Raw genomic sequence first — 17451 nt, 5'->3', positions numbered from 1 at the left:
TAAAGGAGAGTCGAACACTCCCCTTTGCGCGCCACCGCCACAGATTGTTTAGGCACGTGCCTCGAGCATCAGACGCTTCATATCACGAACCGCTTTTTCCATGCCATCAATCGCAGCGCGCGCAATAATCGCATGGCCAATATTAAGCTCGTAAATTTCAGGCATCGCGGCAATAGGTTTTACGTTGTGATAGTGCAAGCCGTGACCTGCATTAACCACCAACCCTTTAGCATGGGCGTATTGCACACCTTTGCGAATAGTCTCCAACTCAGCGGCCTGCTCTTTATCATTCTCCGCCTCTGCGTACGCACCCGTGTGTATTTCGATATACGGCGCGCCAGATTGTACGCTCGCGTCTATTTGCGCTTCGTCAGCATCAATAAATAAACTGACTTTAATACCTGCATCGCTCAAACGCTTCACGGCATCGGCGACTTTATCGTACTGCCCGACTACATCTAAACCGCCTTCGGTGGTGAGCTCTTCGCGCTTTTCAGGAACCAGGCAAACAAATGCAGGTTTCACATCTAAAGCGATAGCAAGCATTTCTTCAGTGACTGCCATCTCAAAGTTCATACGTGTTTGAATAGTCTCTTTCATCACGTATACATCGCGGTCTTGAATGTGGCGTCTGTCTTCACGCAAGTGAATGGTAATACCGTCTGCACCGGCATGTTCAGCAACTGCCGCCGCATGTGCTGGATCTGGGTAGTTTGTGCCACGTGCTTGGCGTAAGGTTGCGATATGATCAACGTTTACACCCAATAAAATCTCTTTCATCTTGCCTTACCTTGATTTAAAAAGTTCTCTGCTTTTTAGCGGCTTATTCCCTAGCAGAGGTTTGAGAATGTATCGACAAAAATGCTTTGCCGCTTGCTGAATTTGTGGCTTGGAAAAATCATAACGCGCAAACGCCAGAATATGCTCGCCACTAAAACCATAGCCCTGAATAGGTTGCTCTTGGCGTACCCACCCTTGCTCTGGATAGTAATCGTATTGGCTATTGGGTTCAATTCCCTCACCGAGGTAGTCGGTGTCAAAATCAACACCGTAGCCGAGCGTTTCGAGTAGCTGCAGCTCATAACAACGTAAGCTTGCCCCTAAATCATCCGTCGCCGCTAACGCCTTTAAATGATGCAAATATAAATCAAAAACTTGCTCAAGCGGTTCATTAATGGGGATGATGCGAGCAGCCAGCTCATTCATATAAAAGCCGCAATAAAGCTTATTGCCATGCAAAGCGGGTACGGCAATGTCGAGCTCGAAGTGTTGTAAATATTTAAGCTCACCGCCGCCTTGATAGCGAATGAGTAATGCTTGGAAGGGTTGCAACTGAGCTTTGTGTTTGATGGCTTGTTTACCGCTAATACGCGCTATCATGCGCATTACACCGCGGTTTTCAACAAGGAAATCGACGAGCCATTGAGAGTCGCTCAACGCTCGTCGGTGTAATAAAAAGGCGCGGTCGAAGCCGGCATTCATACAGGTTAGTCTTCGCCGTAACCAAGGCTACGAAGGGCGCGTTCGTCGTCCGCCCAACCGGATTTAACCTTCACCCACAATTCAAGGAATACTTTGTTATCAAGCATATTTTCTAAATCGCGGCGAGCTTCACGGCCGATAGTCTTGAGCTTTTCACCCTTGTTACCGATCACCATGCGCTTTTGCGTTTCACGTTCCACTAAGATCAGCGCGTTGATTTGCCACACACCATTGTCTTGCCACTTGAACTGCTCGATTTCCACCGTTACTGAATAAGGTAGTTCGTCACCCATGAAGCGCATCAGCTTTTCACGGACAATTTCAGCAGCAAGGAAGCGCATTGAGCGATCTGTCACATAGTCTTCAGGAAAATAAAATTCACTTTGAGGTAAGCGTGTGCGTACTTCTTTTTTGATCAAATCAAGGTTGCGATTTTGCTTCGCAGAAATAGGAATAATACCCGCAAAGTCACCTTTCTCGCTTAACCATTTCATGTGCGGCAAGATTAAATTCTGATCTTTAACCTGGTCGGTTTTATTCATCACCAGTAGCACAGGCGTTTTACCCGCACACACTTTGTTTAACACCATCTCGTCATCATTGGTCCAGAGTGTACCTTCAACCACGAAAATGATCAGTTCGACATCACCGATTGAGCTCGAAGCCGCACGGTTCATTAAACGGTTAATGGCGCGCTTTTCTTCAATGTGTAGGCCTGGTGTATCCACGTAAACAGTTTGGTAATTGTCTTCGGTGTGAATACCCATAATACGATGGCGGGTTGTTTGTGGTTTACGTGAAGTAATACTTACCTTTTGCTCAACAATTTTGTTCAACAAGGTAGATTTACCCACATTAGGGCGACCAACAATGGCCACCATGCCACAATGTGTTTGTGTGTGCGAATCAGCTGTCATTTTTTAACATCTTTAAGGCTTTTTCTGCGGCCTTTTGCTCAGCTTTACGACGAGAGCTGCCTACAGAGATAATGCTTTCCATTCCTTCTACGATACATTCAACCGTGAAAGTCTGGTTATGTGCCTGACCTTTCGTATCGATAACCGTGTACCCAGGTAACGGCAATTTACGCGCTTGCAAGAACTCTTGGAGCAAGGTTTTCGGGTCTTTTTGGTTCATACCAGGAGAAATAGACTCTAAACGCGATGCGTACCAAGTTAATACTAGCTCACTGCAAGTATCTATGTTTGAATCTAAGAATACTGCGCCAATGATTGCTTCTACAGCATCGGCAAGTGTGGACTCACGACGATATCCGCCACTTTTCAGCTCACCCGGACCTAAACGTAGATACTCGCCAAGGTTAAACTCAACACCAAATTCTGCCAATGTTTGCCCACGCACAAGCGTAGAACGCATGCGGCTTAAATCGCCTTCACGTGCTTTTGGAAACTTATGGTACAGGGCATTAGCGATAACAAAGCTTAGAATCGAGTCACCTAGAAACTCAAGGCGCTCGTTGTGCTGACCTTTGTGGCTACGATGAGTAAGGGCCTGCTCAAGCAAACCCTGATCAGTAAAGCTATATCCTATTTTGTCGTACAGTTCTGTTACGTTTTTCTTCATTGTTACTGAATATTACCTAGGCGTTCAAAACGAACACCAGTTGGAACCCAACTTGGTAAGAAATCCTCTGGCGTGTTTTCAAATTCAAAACTCATCCAGATAAATACGGCCTTACCTACTAAGTTAGCTTCTGGAACAAATCCCCACGCACGACCGTCTTCACTATTATCACGGTTATCACCCATCATAAAATAGTGACCTTCTGGAACAACCCATTCGTCAATTTTAGTGCCTTGTTGACGGTAGTAGTTGCTCTTGAACTCCGGGCGCGTCGGGTTAATTAAAATATCGTGTTTAATACCGGCAAGATTTTCTTCAAGACGAACTAATTGCTCATTGCCTTGTTTAAACTCGTCTCGATTAATAATATCTAGTGCAATTTTATTGTATTCGCCACACTGTAACTCTCCTTGTTGAGTCTGACCTTCTACACAATTTGGCTTGATATACAGTTGCTTATTGCGATACACAATGTGGTCGCCCGGCAAACCAATCACGCGTTTGATGAAATCCAATTGCGGGTTTGGTGGAAACTTGAATACCGCGATATCACCACGTTCAGGCTCACCTGTTGCCACCAATTCACTTCGCCATACAGGGTCTTTAATGCCATACGAGTACTTTTGTACCAGGATAAAATCTCCTACTAGCAAAGTCGGCATCATTGAACCTGACGGAATTTGGAAAGGTTCGAAAATAAATGAGCGGAAAATTGTGATCACAGCAATCATCGGAAAAATCGACTTCGCGTGCTCTGTCAGCACTGGCATCGGCGCGATTTCTTCTTTTAGCTCATCATCCAACGGTTTACCTGCCGCCCCTTCAGCAAGCGCAATGCGCTCTTTACGCTTAGGTGCATATACCAAGTGGTCGACCAACCAAATCAAGCCTGAGCCTAAGGTCAGTACCACTAGAAAAACAGAAAAATATCCAGCCATCTACAGCCTTTCCTTTTATTATTATTTTCCGACTTTCAAAATCGCCAAGAATGCGTCTTGAGGAACTTCTACGTTACCCAATTGTTTCATACGCTTCTTACCTTCTTTTTGCTTCTGAAGCAGTTTCTTCTTACGGCTTACGTCACCACCGTAACATTTTGCAATTACGTTTTTACGAAGCTGTTTTACAGTCGAGCGAGCGATAACGTGGTTACCAATCGCAGCCTGTATGGCAATATCAAACATCTGACGAGGAATAAGCTCGCGCAGAGCTTCAGCTAGTTCACGACCACGGCCTTGTGCTTGGTCACGGTGACAAATAATCGCTAGGGCATCGACACGGTCGCCATTAATCAGAATATCTACGCGCACCATGTCGGCTGGGCGGAATTCTTTGAAGTTGTAATCCAGTGACGCGAAACCACGACTGGTTGATTTCAACTTATCGAAGAAATCCATCACCACTTCACCCATTGGCAATTCATAGGTTACTGCAACTTGGTTGCCGTGGTAGTTCATCTTGGTTTGCATACCACGCTTTTCAATACACAGCGTGATTACGTTACCTAAATACTCTTGTGGCACCAGAATGTTTGCTTCTACGATAGGCTCACGAATTTCGATAATGTCGTTAACTGCAGGTAGCTCAGATGGGTTATCGATTTGAATCGACCCATCTTTAGTTTCGACCTCATACACTACGGTCGGTGCCGTCGTGATCAAGTCAATATCATATTCACGCTCTAATCGCTCCTGAATGATTTCCATGTGTAGCATACCTAAGAAGCCACAGCGGAAACCAAAACCCAATGCTGTTGAGTTTTCAGGTTCGAAGAACAATGACGCATCGTTAAGGCTTAGCTTATCAAGTGCATCACGGAATGATTCATACTCGTCAGAAGAAATCGGGAACATACCCGCGTAAACCTGAGGCTTAACGCGCTGGAAGCCCGGGAGACGCTCAGTAGCTGAGTTACGAGCTAGGGTAATCGTATCACCTACCGGAGCACCATGAATTTCTTTGATGCCAGCGATAATAAAACCAACTTCACCTGTTTTCAGTGCACCCGTGTGAGTTTGCTTCGGAGTGAAAATACCCACTTTATCAGCGATATGAACTTGCTCGTTCGACATGATCTTGATCTTGTCGCCGGATTTCAACTCACCTTGCATGATACGTACAAGTGATACAACGCCTTGGTACGGGTCAAACCATGAGTCGATAATCAATGCTTTTAATGGGCCGTCGGTATCACCTTGTGGTGGTGGAATATCACGTACGATGCGCTCAAGTACGTCGTCAATACCAATACCTGTTTTTGCACTACATTGCACAGCATCAGTTGCATCGATGCCAACAATGTCTTCAATTTCTTCGGCTACGCGGTCTGGGTCTGCCTGTGGTAGGTCAATCTTGTTTAAGATTGGCACTACTTCTAGGTCCATTTCAATCGCTGTATAGCAGTTCGCTAGAGTTTGCGCTTCTACGCCCTGACCCGCATCAACGACAAGTAGAGCACCTTCACACGCTGCTAATGAGCGAGATACTTCGTAGGAGAAGTCAACGTGCCCTGGGGTGTCGATGAAGTTCAACTGATACGTTTCGCCATCTTTGGCGGTGTAGTTAAGCGTCACACTTTGCGCTTTGATGGTAATACCGCGTTCACGCTCAAGTTCCATTGAGTCCAATACCTGCTGCTGCATTTCGCGGTCGGTTAAACCACCACACACTTGGATCAAACGATCCGAGAGGGTCGATTTACCGTGGTCAATGTGGGCGATGATCGAAAAGTTACGGATATGCTTCATAAATTGGATTCTGACTTCTTAAACTGAGCGTGTATAAACAAAGGCCCCGATTTTACCTGTAATTGACGCTAATCACCATCTCTTTGCGAAATAGGGAGGCTAATTGGATAGATTTTTAATACTTTTACATCATGTACGATACGTTTAAGCCGTTGTTTGGCGAGTGCAAAACCCAAAATACCGGCGCAAAACGCCACTAATATTTGCCCTGATTCAGCCAACGCAAAAACACTCTGCGCCACTACAGCACTGACCAAAGCGAAAAGTAACGGCCAAATATACACGACGAATGAGCTCGACACGATATGCGAATCATCAAGGGCAAGTTTCACTTTTTGTCCAACTTCGACAGGTTGTGTAAACTTGTAAGGGAACTGTTTTTTGTCCGTTCCAAAGAGCTTGGCAAAGACTTGCGAGCCACATTTACCATTACACCCTGCGCACGCTGGTTTGGGCTCTGCTTGTAAAAACGCAGTGTCACCTTTGAGCGACACTACGGTAAGAACTTGTTCAATCATAATAAAGTTACAACGGACGTTGCACTGACTCGGCGATCGTTTTCGCTGTTTGCGTTGGGATATTTCCAATCACAGAAACGTCGAAGGCGCCCGCATTGTGAATGTAGATTGTGGTTGCTCCAGATGTCAAAGAACCACTTGGACGTTGTCCAGCCAGCGGTCTTTGTACAAAAACAGAGACATCCACTAAACCATCTGAATACAAGTAGTAGTCGGCTAGTTCGTTGTTAAAATCAAGCTTATGTCTGTCTGATTTTAGCAGTTCAAAACCCTCAGGTAACCACCCGATTTGCCAACTACCCGTATCTTCTTGTGCCTCGACGCTTGGTAATGGCTCGGGAAATTCTCTTTTGCTTATCTCAATCAGCTCAGGCGCTGGGGCTTCAGAAACACTGATATGGCTAAGTTGTAATTGCTCAAGGAACTCGCCTTGGCTGTTTACATACGCCGAGCGAAGCAATAATGAAGTTTCAGTATCAACCCATACCCAATAACTGTATTTATCTTGATCCTTCGCTTCAATGCGCAGCAACTGTGCTGGGCGTCCTGCGATACGGTCTTTATTACCAAGAACAAAATTGTAATTTTCTTCGAGCTTTTCAACTTCACCGAACAAGACTTCTGGGATTGGCCCTGTGATAGCTGAGGTACGTACTGAATAAGGTTGAACTTGCGGTTCATAGTAGGTCACTCGGTCACCAACGCGAACAATTTCTAACCCCGCCCCGTTGAGCAAAGTGAGTAGTTCAATCTCTTGGCCTTGTTGGTTACCATGACTCCAGCGGTAAGGTTCTGTTGCACGGTCTTTAACGACCACGAACGAAGCGACGAAGTTACGCTGCTTAACTGCAGTGGCCATGTCATCTAACCACTGCTTAGCAGTTGCTTGGGACAGCGCCTGAGTAGGAAGGAAACTCAGGCACAAAAGCGCAACATAAAGGTACTTCATTAAATGTTATTGTTCCTGTTGTTTATTCTCATCATTAGCGGCAATGCGCGCAGCTTCTCTGGTTTGACGCTTGTGTTCTAAGACAAGCGCACCAATACGTTGCTGCTGTAGTTCACGCAGACCACGCTCAGCACTTTCAAGCGCTGGTTCTGATGAATAGCTCACTGGTGATGCGGCACCAATAAACGGGTTTGATTGTAATGGTGGTAATTGTTCTGGGTTAGCCCCTGATGCACCGTACTGCTGCACACCCACTACTGCAACGACCGCTACACTCGCTGCGATTGCCGTTTGCGCAATACCACGCCACCAATTACCACGCACTACCGTATTTGTGTTTACGACAGCTTCGTCTGCTATATCGTCTTGTCTGGCGAATTGAGCATGCACTGGTTCTTGTTCTAGTTGTTGTGCCACTTTAGCCGCAATGTCAATTTGAATACTAGGTGCGGTTTCAGAACGCATTACATCGCCAATTAAGCTGTAACGCGCGAAGGTTTCAGTGTCTACATCAGAAACATTAAGCGTATCTACATTGGCTTCATTATCGACCAAGGCAGAAACCAACGCTTTGTCCTGCTCACTACACTTTACTTTAGTCATATTACGACTCACCTATTAACGGAGTTAACTTATTGTCAATCGCTTCACGGGCACGAAATATACGAGAACGTACAGTACCTACTGGGCAGTCCATTACTACAGCGATTTCCTCATAGCTCATCCCTTCTAATTCTCTTAAAGTGATGGCTGTTTTTAAATCTTCAGGTAGCTTATCAATGGTGGCGAAGATTACGTCTCGCACTTCGTCACTCAACAACAGGTTTTCTGGGCTAGCGTTACTACGTAATGAATCAGCACCATCGTAAAACTCAGCTTCATCGGCATCAACATCATTAGCTGGCGGCCGACGTCCTTGCGCAACTAGATAGTTCTTTGCACAGTTGACTGCGATACGATAGAGCCACGTGTAAAACGCGCTGTCGCCCCTAAAATTTGGCAATGCTCGATAAGCCTTAATAAAGGCCTCCTGAGCTACATCCGCTATATCGCCTTGATTGGCTACATAACGTGATATCAATCCTGCCACTTTATTCTGATATTTGGTGACCAACAGGTTATAAGCATTTTTATCTCCTTGTTGAACCTTCTTAACCAGCGCTAAATCCAAATCCTGCTCGCTCATTCGAGCCGGTACTCCTCTGCGTTAATTGCTTTACGTGTTGTATCCAAGCTACCAAATACACTCTCTCTGACTTAGGTGAAAAGAAAAAGTTCGCAATATCTGCATTTTTTTTCTTATTTAGTTAACTACAGTCGTGCGAGCGCAGTAAATATGATACATATACACGTATCTTAGGTAAGTGAAACCTCAGTCCACACTATAACATGAACCCAAACAAACAACATCACAGCGACGTTGCCATCATAGGTAGCGGTGCAGCTGGCCTTTCATTAGCTTTATCACTCGCTAATCACTGCAAAGTTACCGTTATTAGCAAAGGCGCACTCAACGAAGGTTCGACCTTGTACGCGCAAGGTGGTATCGCCGCCGTTTTTGATAAGAAAAATGACAGTGTTGAATCTCACGTGGAAGATACTCTTACCGCGGGGGATGGTTTATGTGACAGAGAAGCTGTACATTACACTGCCTCTAACGCAAAAAAATGCATGCGTTGGCTGATAGAACAAGGTGTTCCATTTGATATGGAGACTGACTCCAAAGGCCACGAACGCTATCACCTTACTCGTGAAGGTGGGCACAGCCATCGCCGAATTCTGCACGCCGCAGACGCTACCGGGAAAGCGGTGCAAACAACGCTTATCGAACGTGTTCAGGCGAACCCAAATATTACCTTATTGGAAAATTATAACGCCATTGATTTAATCACCGATGAGAAATTGGGAAAGCAAGGCAAACAGTGCCACGGCGTTTACGTTTTCAATCGGGCAAAAGAACGCGTTGAAATCATGAGTGCGCGATTTGTTGCACTTGCAACAGGCGGCGCAAGTAAAGTGTATCTGTATACATCGAATCCCGATGTAGCCAGTGGTGATGGTATTGCCATGGCCTGGCGCGCAGGTTGTCGCGTCGCCAATATGGAGTTTAACCAATTCCACCCGACCAGTTTATATCACCCAAAGCTGCAAAACTTCTTGATAACAGAAGCGATGCGCGGAGAAGGCGCCTATCTGTTGCGTCCCGATGGCACGCGTTTTATGCCTGAATTTGACGAACGCGCTGAACTCGCTCCACGAGATGTGGTTGCTCGTGCCATCGATTTTGAAATGAAACGTTTAGGCGCTAACTGCGTCTATTTAGACATTTCACATCGTGACAAAGAATTTATTATCGAGCACTTCCCTACTATTTATGCGAAGTGTTTAAGTGTTGGCATCGATATTACTAAAGAGCCTATTCCTGTTGTTCCAGCTGCTCACTATACCTGCGGCGGTGTAATGACAGACTTTAACGGTAAAACTGACCTCGATAACCTCTATGCCATCGGTGAAGTTGCCTACACTGGATTGCATGGCGCAAATCGCATGGCCAGTAACTCGCTGCTTGAATGCATTGTCTTTGCGCATGCAGCAGCAAAAGACATCGTCGCAAAGTTAGGTTTAGCGCACCCGCAACTTGCGTTACCTGATTGGGATGAAAGTCGCGTAATTGACTCAGATGAAGAGGTAGTGATTACTCACAACTGGCATGAGCTACGTTTGTTTATGTGGGATTATGTTGGCATTGTCCGCTCTACGAAACGATTGGAGCGTGCATTACGACGTGTTGAATTACTGCAACAAGAGATCCACGAGTACTATGCAAACTTTAGGGTGAGTAATAACTTGTTGGAGTTACGTAACTTGGTGCAAGTGGCCGAACTGATAATTCGCAGCGCCCTTGAGCGCAAAGAAAGTCGAGGGTTGCATTACACCCTTGATTACCCAGATCACCTACCTGAGCCAGCTATTACTGAGCTCAAACCTCAATCTTAGGCGCTTTAACACTTTCCACTACCGCCCTTGCTAGAGCGCGAAAGCGCTCTGGCGGCATTGACCGTTCACTGATTAACACGCGTTTACGCTTGGCTGTTAAGTCATCACGTATGTGTAAATATACCAGTCCGTTAAACACCTGAGACTGGGGCAAAATCACACCGGATATATCACTGTCGGCTCGTAACTGCGCCCGCTCCCCTTTGATGGTGATCATGCCTTGCTGCGGCCAGCAACGCTTATACACCTTGTAGAAATGCACATACGCCACCACCAAAATTGGCGCGCAAATTAATGCCCAGAGCAAAGTAGGGTTACTTAAAAAAAGTAAAATAAAGATAAAAGCGAACACCGCCACAACTGGGCGGTGTGAAGGGGTATTTTCAGTAAATGAGCCGCTATACACGCACGCGGTCTAAAATAATTTTAACTAAACGAGCAAGCTCAGGATCTTTACACTGTTCATGCCCCATAAACCACGCAAACAAATCCGGATCATCAGCTTCAAGTAAACGTTGGAAAGTGAATTTATCTTCGTCAGAAAGCGCATCGTACCCCTGCTCTACAAATGGCATGAACAATACATCAAGCTCTAACATACCGCGACGACATGCCCAACGCAGACGTGCTTTACTATCTAAATTTGCCATTGTTTTCCTCTCATTTTGTTGCTGCAGGCAGTTTAACAAAAACTCACTGGATACACAGCTATTTTGCTCTATGACGCTGTCATCAACATAGCGCATACGTTACACTAGGCACTCTGAACTTTTGCATTAAAGCTGCAGATTTAGTGGTTCGGAATAATAAACAAGGGTCTTCAGATCCTAGGTTTAATTGCTCAGAAACATAAGGAGTGAGGCATGTCCGCATTGTCGGTTCACGCTAGCGATTACACAGTTATTTATGTTCAAGGTGATGATGCAAAATCTTACCTGCAAGGACAACTAACACAAGACTTGAATGACATTCCCCAAGGTCAGTGGCGTTGGGCTGGGCATTGCAGTGCCAAAGGTAAGTTATGGGCCTGTATGCGTGTCTGTCACTTAGAGCAAGGCTATGCATTACTGTGCAGCTCAACCGAAGCACACGTTGCGCTAGGGGAGTTGAAAAAGTACGCGGTATTTAGCAAAGTGGAAATTAGCCAAGCAAATCTGCCTGTTGTGGGTATTTTGTCTAGCGATGAAGAAGTTACGGCGCACTTTAATATCGATCTTGCAAACAGTGTGAATGCTGTGGATGGCGGCGTAATTCTGCGTCTTGCACCTGACCGTTTTGTCTATATTGGCGAGCAATTCAACGATTCTGATGTGCAGCTGACTCAAGCTCTACTGGCGCAACAAATCAAAGCGGGTGAGCCAAGCTTAAACAGTGCCGCTATCGATGAATTTGTGCCTCAAATGGTAAATTTACAAGCGTTGGGTGGCATTAGCTTCAAAAAAGGTTGCTACACTGGTCAAGAAACCGTCGCGCGTATGAAATACCTAGGAAAAAATAAACGTGCCATGTTTATTGTTAAAGCCACACACGAACATTTGCTTGGCGCTAGTGAAGAACAGCCGGAATTTACGCTAGACTTGGAGCGTCAAGTGGGCGAAAACTGGCGTCGCGCTGGAACATTAATTTCACAAGCTTGTCATAATGGTGAGCTCGTTGGCTTAGCGGTGTTGCCAAACGACACTGAACTCGATGTTCAGCTTCGTGCAAAACATGCTCCTGAAGTGTTGTTCAATATTGAACCACTTCCGTACTCACTCACAGAAGAATAATCGGGACTGAATATGAATATTGCCGAGAACAAAGTTGTAACTATGCACTACAGCGTAGTCGACAAAGCTGACAACACTATCGACAACACATTCGATGGTGAGCCTTTGGTGTTTATCATTGGCACTGGCTTTTTGATCCCTGGCCTTGAAGATGCCCTAATCGGCAAAAAAGCGGGTGACACATTCAGCGTTGAAGTTGAACCTAAAGATGGCTACGGTGACCGTCACGAGCAGTTAATGCAAGCGGTTCCTAAAGCAATGTTTGACGGCATGGATATCGAAGTGGGCATGCAATTCCGTGCAACCACAGATGACGGCGAGCAAACAGTCATGATCGTTGATATTCAAGGTGAAGACGTCATCGTTGACGGTAACCACCCACTTGCTGGCGTTGCCCTCAAGTTCGATGTTGAAGTTGTTGACGTGCGTAATGCAACTGCTGAAGAGCTAGCTCACGGTCACGTGCACGGCGCTGGCGGTTGTGGTCACGACCACTAGTCAGCATAACAGCTTAAAGAAAAAGGACGCTTATGCGTCCTTTTTTGTATTCGTTGTAGCATGCACTAGATGCGGTTCAATCGCAGCAACTAAATTATCAGCGTCATTGCTACCCACTCTGTAACAGGTGCCGTCCTTCATTTCGAGAGCGACTGCAGTAAAGCCACTTGCGCTGTATACCCAACCATCATGAGTAATGCGAATACCAATGCCGTGGCGGAATGAATTACTTACAACTTTAACCGACTCAATTTCAGCAAAAGTTATGTGCTTTTTTGCAATCCCTGGGCCGAAGAACCAGTGTACACAGCTATCATCCACTTTGACCGTTAAGCCATGAAATAAAAAACCACAAAGCAACAGAATACCGGCAAATAAGATTAATGGCGCATCACCACCTATCAAATAAAACGCCATAGAAACAAAGGCGCCAATCCACACCAATATAGCTAAAATAGCCCATGCATACTGCTTATGCTGATACATAAAAGAATTCACTCATGTAGTTAGTTGAAGCTGAAAACGAAGGTCGCGCTCAATTCAGAGTCATAATTGCGCTTATCACTTTCAGGTTTTGAATTATAACGATATAGATACGCAAACTTTAGCGAGAGCTGCCCCATAATTTGGCTGATTAACGATGTCTCAGATTTAAGTCGGGAATTTAGACCCGAAAGAGATTGTTCGGCACTGACAAATTGATTAAAGCGAGTACGCTTGGATACTTTTCGTTCCCACTGCAGCGCCATACGTAACAGGTAACCGGTTACATCCTTATCTGCAAGTTGCGCTAGCTCTTCCTCGGTAGCTGACTCATCGCGCTGCGCTCTGGAGTAGTACAATCCTGGACCGATATCAAAATCAACGGTGTTTTTTACACCACGATAAAGTCGATTGCCATATCCAGTCGCCACGGTTGTCTTGTAGTCCAACCCCGAAAACTCATCATCTTCAAAGTCTGCATACAGAAATAACGATGCGTCTTTAGAGCCTACTTTGTAGTTTGTTTGCCCAGAGGCAAAAAAACGTTGTGCCGAGATAGTCTCTTTTCCTGTTTCACCATCCACATCACGGCGGTACAAGGTATCAATCTTAAATTGATTACGCCAATGCGTGAAATCCTGAAATACATTCGCGCGAAACTTTAAGCTTGTGGAATCGGTGTTACCGCTGGTTACGATGAAACCAAATTCAGCATCGCCGTAAAACATTTCACCTTTGTGGATTTTGTGAATTTCTGCGTCTGTTAATTGGCCGTATTCGTGAAAGTCTTCGAAGGGATCTACCGCCCAACAATTCACACTCCAACAACCAATGATAAGAGGCAAAAAACGCATAGCTACTACTTACTCTTTCCAAATTACGTGACAAAAAGGCGCATCTTGGTCGCGGCTAATAAGTACTTGAGCAAAAATGAGATCTTCATTTTCCAACTCAAGCCCAATCGTTACTTCGCTGTAGTATTGCGGCTCTATTTCCATCGCCACGATATTTTGCCAATGCTCGCCTGGCTCACTTTCCTCAATAAACCCAAGTGCTTCTCTGTGTTCATTGAAGTCATCAATATCCTGCTCACTCAGATGCTCTGGTGCCAGCTCTAGAAATACTTCATACGCGTGATGAGTGATCTCTTCTTCGGTGAATAACCTTGGTCCGGACATGTTTGTCACTTCACTTACATTGTTTTCGACGATGATATCAAAAGTTAACTTCAATGTGCACAGAACTACGACCAATAAAAAGCCGGGAAATTCCCGGCTATTTTTAAACTTTATTGAGAACTGGGCTCACTACTAAATTTTCCTTTCACTGCTTCACGCATCTTTTGTATGTAGGTGTAAAATAGCGGTACAAGCAATGTTCCCAAAACCGTTGCTGCTATCATTCCAGACATAACCGTCACGCCCAAAGATACCCGACTCGCAGCCCCAGCTCCTGACGCCATCACCAAGGGTAAGACCCCAAGAATAAAGGAAAGTGCCGTCATTAATACCGCTCGGAAACGCTGTTGCGCCGCCATTAGCGCAGCATCGAGAATACTCTTACCTGCAGCGCGTTGCTCCATCGCAAACTCAACGATAAGTATGGCTGTTTTAGTCGACATCCCAATTAACAGAACAAAACCTACTTGCGCATAGATATCATTGGTCATACCTAACATATACAAGGTAATCATGGCACCGAAAATGGCCAGTGGCACCGCTGCAATAACCGAGAAAGGTATGGTCCAACTTTCATATTGAGCAACCAAGAACAAAAATACAAACAAAACAGCCAAGCCAAAGAGCACTCCTGCGACATCACCAGCCATAATCTCCTGCCTCGTTTGTCCTGCCCAATCAAACACATACCCATTAGGCAATTGTGCAGAGAGTTCTTTCATCACCTCAATTGCATCACCCGTAGAATAACCATCTGCAGCGTTTCCAGTTAGACTAACACTGCGATATAGGTTGAAGTGATTCATACTTGTTGGTCCAAGAATGGGTTTCAAGGTGGCAACGGTTGTCAATGGCACCATATCTCCCTGACTATTACGGACATAGTAAAACTGCAAGTCTTCAGGCTTTGCACGATAATGAGCTTCGGCTTGAATCTTCACCTGATAGGTTCGGCTAAATTGGTTGAAATCATTGATGTATAAAGACCCCAATTGAGCTTGCAAAGTCAGGAATATATTCCCCAAGGATATTCCCTGCGCTTTCGCTTTATTGCGGTCTACTTCTAAGAAGTATTGAGGCACGTTGGCGCGGAAAGTGCCAAAGACATTACTAAGCTCGGGGCGATTATTTGCCTCGTAAATCAAACCATTCATGACTGCAGCAAGTTCTGCTGGTGAGCGCCCTTCAGAGTCAAGTAATCTATACTCAAACCCCGAACTCGCTCCTAATCCAGGGATCGGCGGTACATTAAATACCATCGCCTGTGCATCTGGCAGTGCCCACATTTGCCCCTGTAGACGTTGGATAATACTCGCGAGACCTAATTCCGGAGTCTGGCGCTCCTCCCAGTCTTTGAGTACTACGATACCGAGCGCATTATTCGAGCCTGCACCACCGAGCAAAGAGAAGCCAGAGACACCAACAAAGTCTTCGGTTGCTGGGTCTTTGCTTATAATAGTCGCTATTTTCTCAATAACTTTGTCTGTACGTCCGGTCGCAGCCGCGTCTGGTAATTGAACATCGACAAACAAGAAGCCTTGGTCTTCTGAAGGTACAAAGCCAGATGGGACATTTTTAGCTAACCAACCAGTAGCCACAAACAACGCAATTACAACAATGCTTATGCGCCCTGCTCGTTTAAGCAAGAAGCCAACAAAACCCGTGTAACCTTTGGTTGATTTAGTAATGCCTTTTTCAAAAGGCCGTAGCCACTTTATCGGCTTCATGTTTTCCGCTGACAACAGCAAGGTACATAACGCCGGGCTTAAGGTCAGTGCGTTTATTGATGAAATAAGAACAGCAAACGAGATTGTCACAGAGAATTGCTTATAGAGCTCACCGGTTATACCCGGCATAAAGCCAACAGGTACAAATACCGCGAGCAATACCAGAGTGGTTGCAATAATTGGCCCGCCCACTTGCTCCATGGCTTTGGTTACGGCCTCTTTTATTGGCAGTTTATCCTCTCTTAATATTCGTTCGACGTTTTCGATAACAATGATGGCGTCATCCACCACAATACCGATTGCCAACACTAAACCAAACAAAGTAATCAAGTTCACAGAGAATCCCATCACCAACATAGCCGCAAAAGTACCAATCAGCGAAACTGGAATAGCAACGGTTGGTACCAAAGTGGCTCGCCAGTTCTGCAAGAACAAAAACACCACCAAAATAACCAATGCAACAGCTTGATAGAGTGTGATTACCACTTCTTCGATTGAACGATTAATAAACTCGGTCGTATCGTAAGGAACTTTGTACTTCAAACCATCTGGAAATTGTTTAGAGAGTTCTTCCATTCGCTCTTTGACCAAGGCTGCAACTTCTGTCGCATTCGCTTCGGTAAGCTGGTAAATAACGATAAAACCAGTGTCATTGCCATTGAGTTTTGCCGAACCACCATAGTTTTTCGAGCCGCGTTCAATGCGTGCAATGTCTTTTAAGCGCACAAAATCGCCATCTAGATTAGCCCGAATGATGGTTTGTCCAAACTCCTCTGGTAACACTAAGCGGCCTTGCGCTTGAATGGCATATTCGAACTGCTGGTTAGGCAAAGAAGGAGCTGCGCCTAACTTGCCTGCAGCAACGAGCGTGTTCTGTTCAGAAATAGCAGCTTGTACTTCAGCAACGGTAACACCCAGTGAAGCCATTTTGTCGGGCTTAAGCCAAATCCGCATAGAGTATGTTTTTTCGCCCATTACTTCGGCAGATGCGACACCTGGAATACGGCCTAAGGGCTCAGTAATATAATTGGTCGCATAGTTACTTAAGAACATGTCGTCCATATTCGGATCGTCAGAATATAAACTTACACCGAGCAACATATTGCTCGAGCGTTTTTTAACTGACACCCCTTGGGTACGTACCTCTTGCGGCAATGAAGGTTCAGCGAGCGACACCCTATTTTGCACGTTAACTTGCGCCATGTCCGTGTCAGTGCCGACATTGAAATAAACCGTGATGGTCGCAGAGCCGTTATTGCTCGAAGTCGACTCGATATACATCATGTCTTCCACACCATTGATTTTTTCTTCAATGGGTCGAATCACTGTCTCCTCAATCGTTTGAGCACTGGCTCCGGGGTACACAGCCGTCACTGAAACTTGTGGCGGTGTGATTTGTGGATACATATTAACTGGCAGCTGAGTTAATGAAATTAAGCCTGCAAGGGTGATCACAATAGAGATCACCAACGCCAGTTTAGGTCTATTAATAAACGTTTTACTGATCATTGTGCGCTCT

The 17451-nt window shown here is 45.4% G+C and carries 19 protein-coding genes; 3 read left to right on the top strand and 16 right to left on the bottom strand.

Annotation, left to right across the window (positions count from 1 at the left end):
* Positions 1 to 48: 48 nt before the first annotated feature.
* The 10 genes from pdxJ to rpoE all read right to left on the bottom strand — a co-directional run bounded on the left by pdxJ (position 49) and on the right by rpoE (position 8466).
* Positions 49 to 780 carry a pyridoxine 5'-phosphate synthase gene (gene pdxJ, locus ACH19P_RS05795; RefSeq protein ID WP_462157572.1) on the bottom strand — a complete coding sequence of 244 codons (732 nt, stop codon included), beginning with the start codon at positions 778 to 780 and terminating at the stop codon, positions 49 to 51.
* A 6-nt stretch (positions 781 to 786) separates the two neighbouring features.
* The gene (recO, locus tag ACH19P_RS05790; RefSeq protein WP_462157571.1) at positions 787 to 1482 is read right to left on the bottom strand and encodes a DNA repair protein RecO; all 696 of its coding nucleotides are present in this window, start codon (positions 1480 to 1482) and stop codon (positions 787 to 789) included.
* Between the two features lie 5 nt (positions 1483 to 1487).
* Positions 1488 to 2399, bottom strand: a complete 912-nt coding sequence (era, locus tag ACH19P_RS05785) for a GTPase Era (RefSeq protein WP_462157570.1) — start codon at positions 2397 to 2399, stop codon at positions 1488 to 1490.
* Positions 2389 to 3066 (bottom strand): ribonuclease III, encoded by a 678-nt coding sequence (gene rnc / locus ACH19P_RS05780; protein ID WP_462157569.1) that lies wholly within the window; start codon positions 3064 to 3066, stop codon positions 2389 to 2391. Before rnc ends, era begins: the two co-directional genes overlap by 11 nt.
* Positions 3067 to 3068: 2 nt before the next feature.
* Complete coding sequence (gene lepB, locus ACH19P_RS05775) at positions 3069 to 4004, bottom strand: signal peptidase I (RefSeq protein WP_462157567.1); 936 nt, start codon at positions 4002 to 4004, stop codon at positions 3069 to 3071.
* 21 nt (positions 4005 to 4025) lie between these two features.
* Positions 4026 to 5813 carry a translation elongation factor 4 gene (lepA, locus tag ACH19P_RS05770; protein WP_462157565.1) on the bottom strand — a complete coding sequence of 596 codons (1788 nt, stop codon included), beginning with the start codon at positions 5811 to 5813 and terminating at the stop codon, positions 4026 to 4028.
* Positions 5814 to 5881: 68 nt separating this feature from the next.
* Complete coding sequence (locus ACH19P_RS05765; protein ID WP_462157564.1) at positions 5882 to 6331, bottom strand: SoxR reducing system RseC family protein; 450 nt, start codon at positions 6329 to 6331, stop codon at positions 5882 to 5884.
* A gap of 7 nt (positions 6332 to 6338) precedes the next feature.
* Entirely contained in the window at positions 6339 to 7280 is a 942-nt protein-coding gene (locus ACH19P_RS05760) for a MucB/RseB C-terminal domain-containing protein (RefSeq protein ID WP_462157562.1), read from the bottom strand.
* Positions 7281 to 7286: 6 nt separating this feature from the next.
* Positions 7287 to 7883 carry a sigma-E factor negative regulatory protein gene (locus ACH19P_RS05755; RefSeq protein WP_462157561.1) on the bottom strand — a complete coding sequence of 199 codons (597 nt, stop codon included), beginning with the start codon at positions 7881 to 7883 and terminating at the stop codon, positions 7287 to 7289.
* Position 7884: 1 nt separating this feature from the next.
* Positions 7885 to 8466, bottom strand: a complete 582-nt coding sequence (gene rpoE, locus ACH19P_RS05750; RefSeq protein WP_462157560.1) for an RNA polymerase sigma factor RpoE — start codon at positions 8464 to 8466, stop codon at positions 7885 to 7887.
* Between the two features lie 203 nt (positions 8467 to 8669).
* On the opposite strand from rpoE, the gene nadB reads away from it, so the two are divergent.
* On the top strand, positions 8670 to 10277 hold the full coding sequence (nadB, locus tag ACH19P_RS05745) for an L-aspartate oxidase (RefSeq protein ID WP_462157559.1): 1608 nt from the start codon (positions 8670 to 8672) through the stop codon (positions 10275 to 10277).
* Here the strand turns inward: nadB and ACH19P_RS05740 are convergent.
* Together ACH19P_RS05740 and ACH19P_RS05735 are read right to left on the bottom strand one after the other, a co-directional pair.
* Positions 10261 to 10629 (bottom strand): protein YgfX, encoded by a 369-nt coding sequence (locus ACH19P_RS05740; protein WP_462159314.1) that lies wholly within the window; start codon positions 10627 to 10629, stop codon positions 10261 to 10263. The two genes, nadB and ACH19P_RS05740, sit on opposite strands and share 17 nt — an antisense overlap.
* A 46-nt stretch (positions 10630 to 10675) precedes the next feature.
* Entirely contained in the window at positions 10676 to 10927 is a 252-nt protein-coding gene (locus ACH19P_RS05735; protein WP_462157557.1) for an FAD assembly factor SdhE, read from the bottom strand.
* Positions 10928 to 11140: 213 nt separating this feature from the next.
* On the opposite strand from ACH19P_RS05735, the gene ygfZ reads away from it, so the two are divergent.
* Positions 11141 to 12046, top strand: coding sequence for a CAF17-like 4Fe-4S cluster assembly/insertion protein YgfZ (gene ygfZ, locus ACH19P_RS05730; protein WP_462157555.1), 906 nt, complete (start codon positions 11141 to 11143; stop codon positions 12044 to 12046).
* Positions 12047 to 12058: 12 nt separating this feature from the next.
* On the top strand, positions 12059 to 12544 hold the full coding sequence (locus ACH19P_RS05725; protein ID WP_462157553.1) for an FKBP-type peptidyl-prolyl cis-trans isomerase: 486 nt from the start codon (positions 12059 to 12061) through the stop codon (positions 12542 to 12544).
* Between the two features lie 30 nt (positions 12545 to 12574).
* On the opposite strand, the gene ACH19P_RS05720 is transcribed toward ACH19P_RS05725, so the two are convergent.
* The 4 genes from ACH19P_RS05720 to ACH19P_RS05705 all read right to left on the bottom strand — a co-directional run bounded on the left by ACH19P_RS05720 (position 12575) and on the right by ACH19P_RS05705 (position 17441).
* Positions 12575 to 13030 carry a hypothetical protein gene (locus ACH19P_RS05720; protein ID WP_462157552.1) on the bottom strand — a complete coding sequence of 152 codons (456 nt, stop codon included), beginning with the start codon at positions 13028 to 13030 and terminating at the stop codon, positions 12575 to 12577.
* 20 nt (positions 13031 to 13050) lie between these two features.
* On the bottom strand, positions 13051 to 13881 hold the full coding sequence (locus tag ACH19P_RS05715; RefSeq protein WP_462157551.1) for a DUF481 domain-containing protein: 831 nt from the start codon (positions 13879 to 13881) through the stop codon (positions 13051 to 13053).
* Between the two features lie 9 nt (positions 13882 to 13890).
* Positions 13891 to 14205, bottom strand: a complete 315-nt coding sequence (locus tag ACH19P_RS05710) for an HI1450 family dsDNA-mimic protein (protein ID WP_462159313.1) — start codon at positions 14203 to 14205, stop codon at positions 13891 to 13893.
* Positions 14206 to 14315: 110 nt separating this feature from the next.
* On the bottom strand, positions 14316 to 17441 hold the full coding sequence (locus ACH19P_RS05705) for an efflux RND transporter permease subunit (RefSeq protein ID WP_462157550.1): 3126 nt from the start codon (positions 17439 to 17441) through the stop codon (positions 14316 to 14318).
* Positions 17442 to 17451: the final 10 nt, after the last annotated feature.

The sequence above is a fragment of the Pseudoalteromonas sp. GB56 genome (assembly GCF_054923835.1).
Note: the sequence above shows the minus strand (reverse complement) of the source record. Positions and strands in the feature narration are given on the sequence as shown.

Bases quoted from the DNA above. Each gene is read 5' to 3' on its own strand.
- ACH19P_RS05705 (WP_462157550.1), bottom strand. From the start codon at position 17,441: ATGATCAGTAAAACGTTTATTAATAGACCTAAACTGGCGTTGGTGATC.
- era (WP_462157570.1), bottom strand. From the start codon at position 2,399: ATGACAGCTGATTCGCACACACAAACACATTGTGGCATGGTGGCCATT.
- rnc (WP_462157569.1), bottom strand. From the start codon at position 3,066: ATGAAGAAAAACGTAACAGAACTGTACGACAAAATAGGATATAGCTTT.
- recO (WP_462157571.1), bottom strand. From the start codon at position 1,482: ATGAATGCCGGCTTCGACCGCGCCTTTTTATTACACCGACGAGCGTTG.
- ACH19P_RS05720 (WP_462157552.1), bottom strand. From the start codon at position 13,030: ATGTATCAGCATAAGCAGTATGCATGGGCTATTTTAGCTATATTGGTG.
- ACH19P_RS05735 (WP_462157557.1), bottom strand. From the start codon at position 10,927: ATGGCAAATTTAGATAGTAAAGCACGTCTGCGTTGGGCATGTCGTCGC.
- ACH19P_RS05760 (WP_462157562.1), bottom strand. From the start codon at position 7,280: ATGAAGTACCTTTATGTTGCGCTTTTGTGCCTGAGTTTCCTTCCTACT.
- rpoE (WP_462157560.1), bottom strand. From the start codon at position 8,466: ATGAGCGAGCAGGATTTGGATTTAGCGCTGGTTAAGAAGGTTCAACAA.
- ACH19P_RS05710 (WP_462159313.1), bottom strand. From the start codon at position 14,205: ATGTCCGGACCAAGGTTATTCACCGAAGAAGAGATCACTCATCACGCG.
- ACH19P_RS05755 (WP_462157561.1), bottom strand. From the start codon at position 7,883: ATGACTAAAGTAAAGTGTAGTGAGCAGGACAAAGCGTTGGTTTCTGCC.
- ACH19P_RS05715 (WP_462157551.1), bottom strand. From the start codon at position 13,881: ATGCGTTTTTTGCCTCTTATCATTGGTTGTTGGAGTGTGAATTGTTGG.
- ACH19P_RS05765 (WP_462157564.1), bottom strand. From the start codon at position 6,331: ATGATTGAACAAGTTCTTACCGTAGTGTCGCTCAAAGGTGACACTGCG.
- lepB (WP_462157567.1), bottom strand. From the start codon at position 4,004: ATGGCTGGATATTTTTCTGTTTTTCTAGTGGTACTGACCTTAGGCTCA.
- pdxJ (WP_462157572.1), bottom strand. From the start codon at position 780: ATGAAAGAGATTTTATTGGGTGTAAACGTTGATCATATCGCAACCTTA.
- nadB (WP_462157559.1), top strand. From the start codon at position 8,670: ATGAACCCAAACAAACAACATCACAGCGACGTTGCCATCATAGGTAGC.
- lepA (WP_462157565.1), bottom strand. From the start codon at position 5,813: ATGAAGCATATCCGTAACTTTTCGATCATCGCCCACATTGACCACGGT.
- ACH19P_RS05725 (WP_462157553.1), top strand. From the start codon at position 12,059: ATGAATATTGCCGAGAACAAAGTTGTAACTATGCACTACAGCGTAGTC.
- ygfZ (WP_462157555.1), top strand. From the start codon at position 11,141: ATGTCCGCATTGTCGGTTCACGCTAGCGATTACACAGTTATTTATGTT.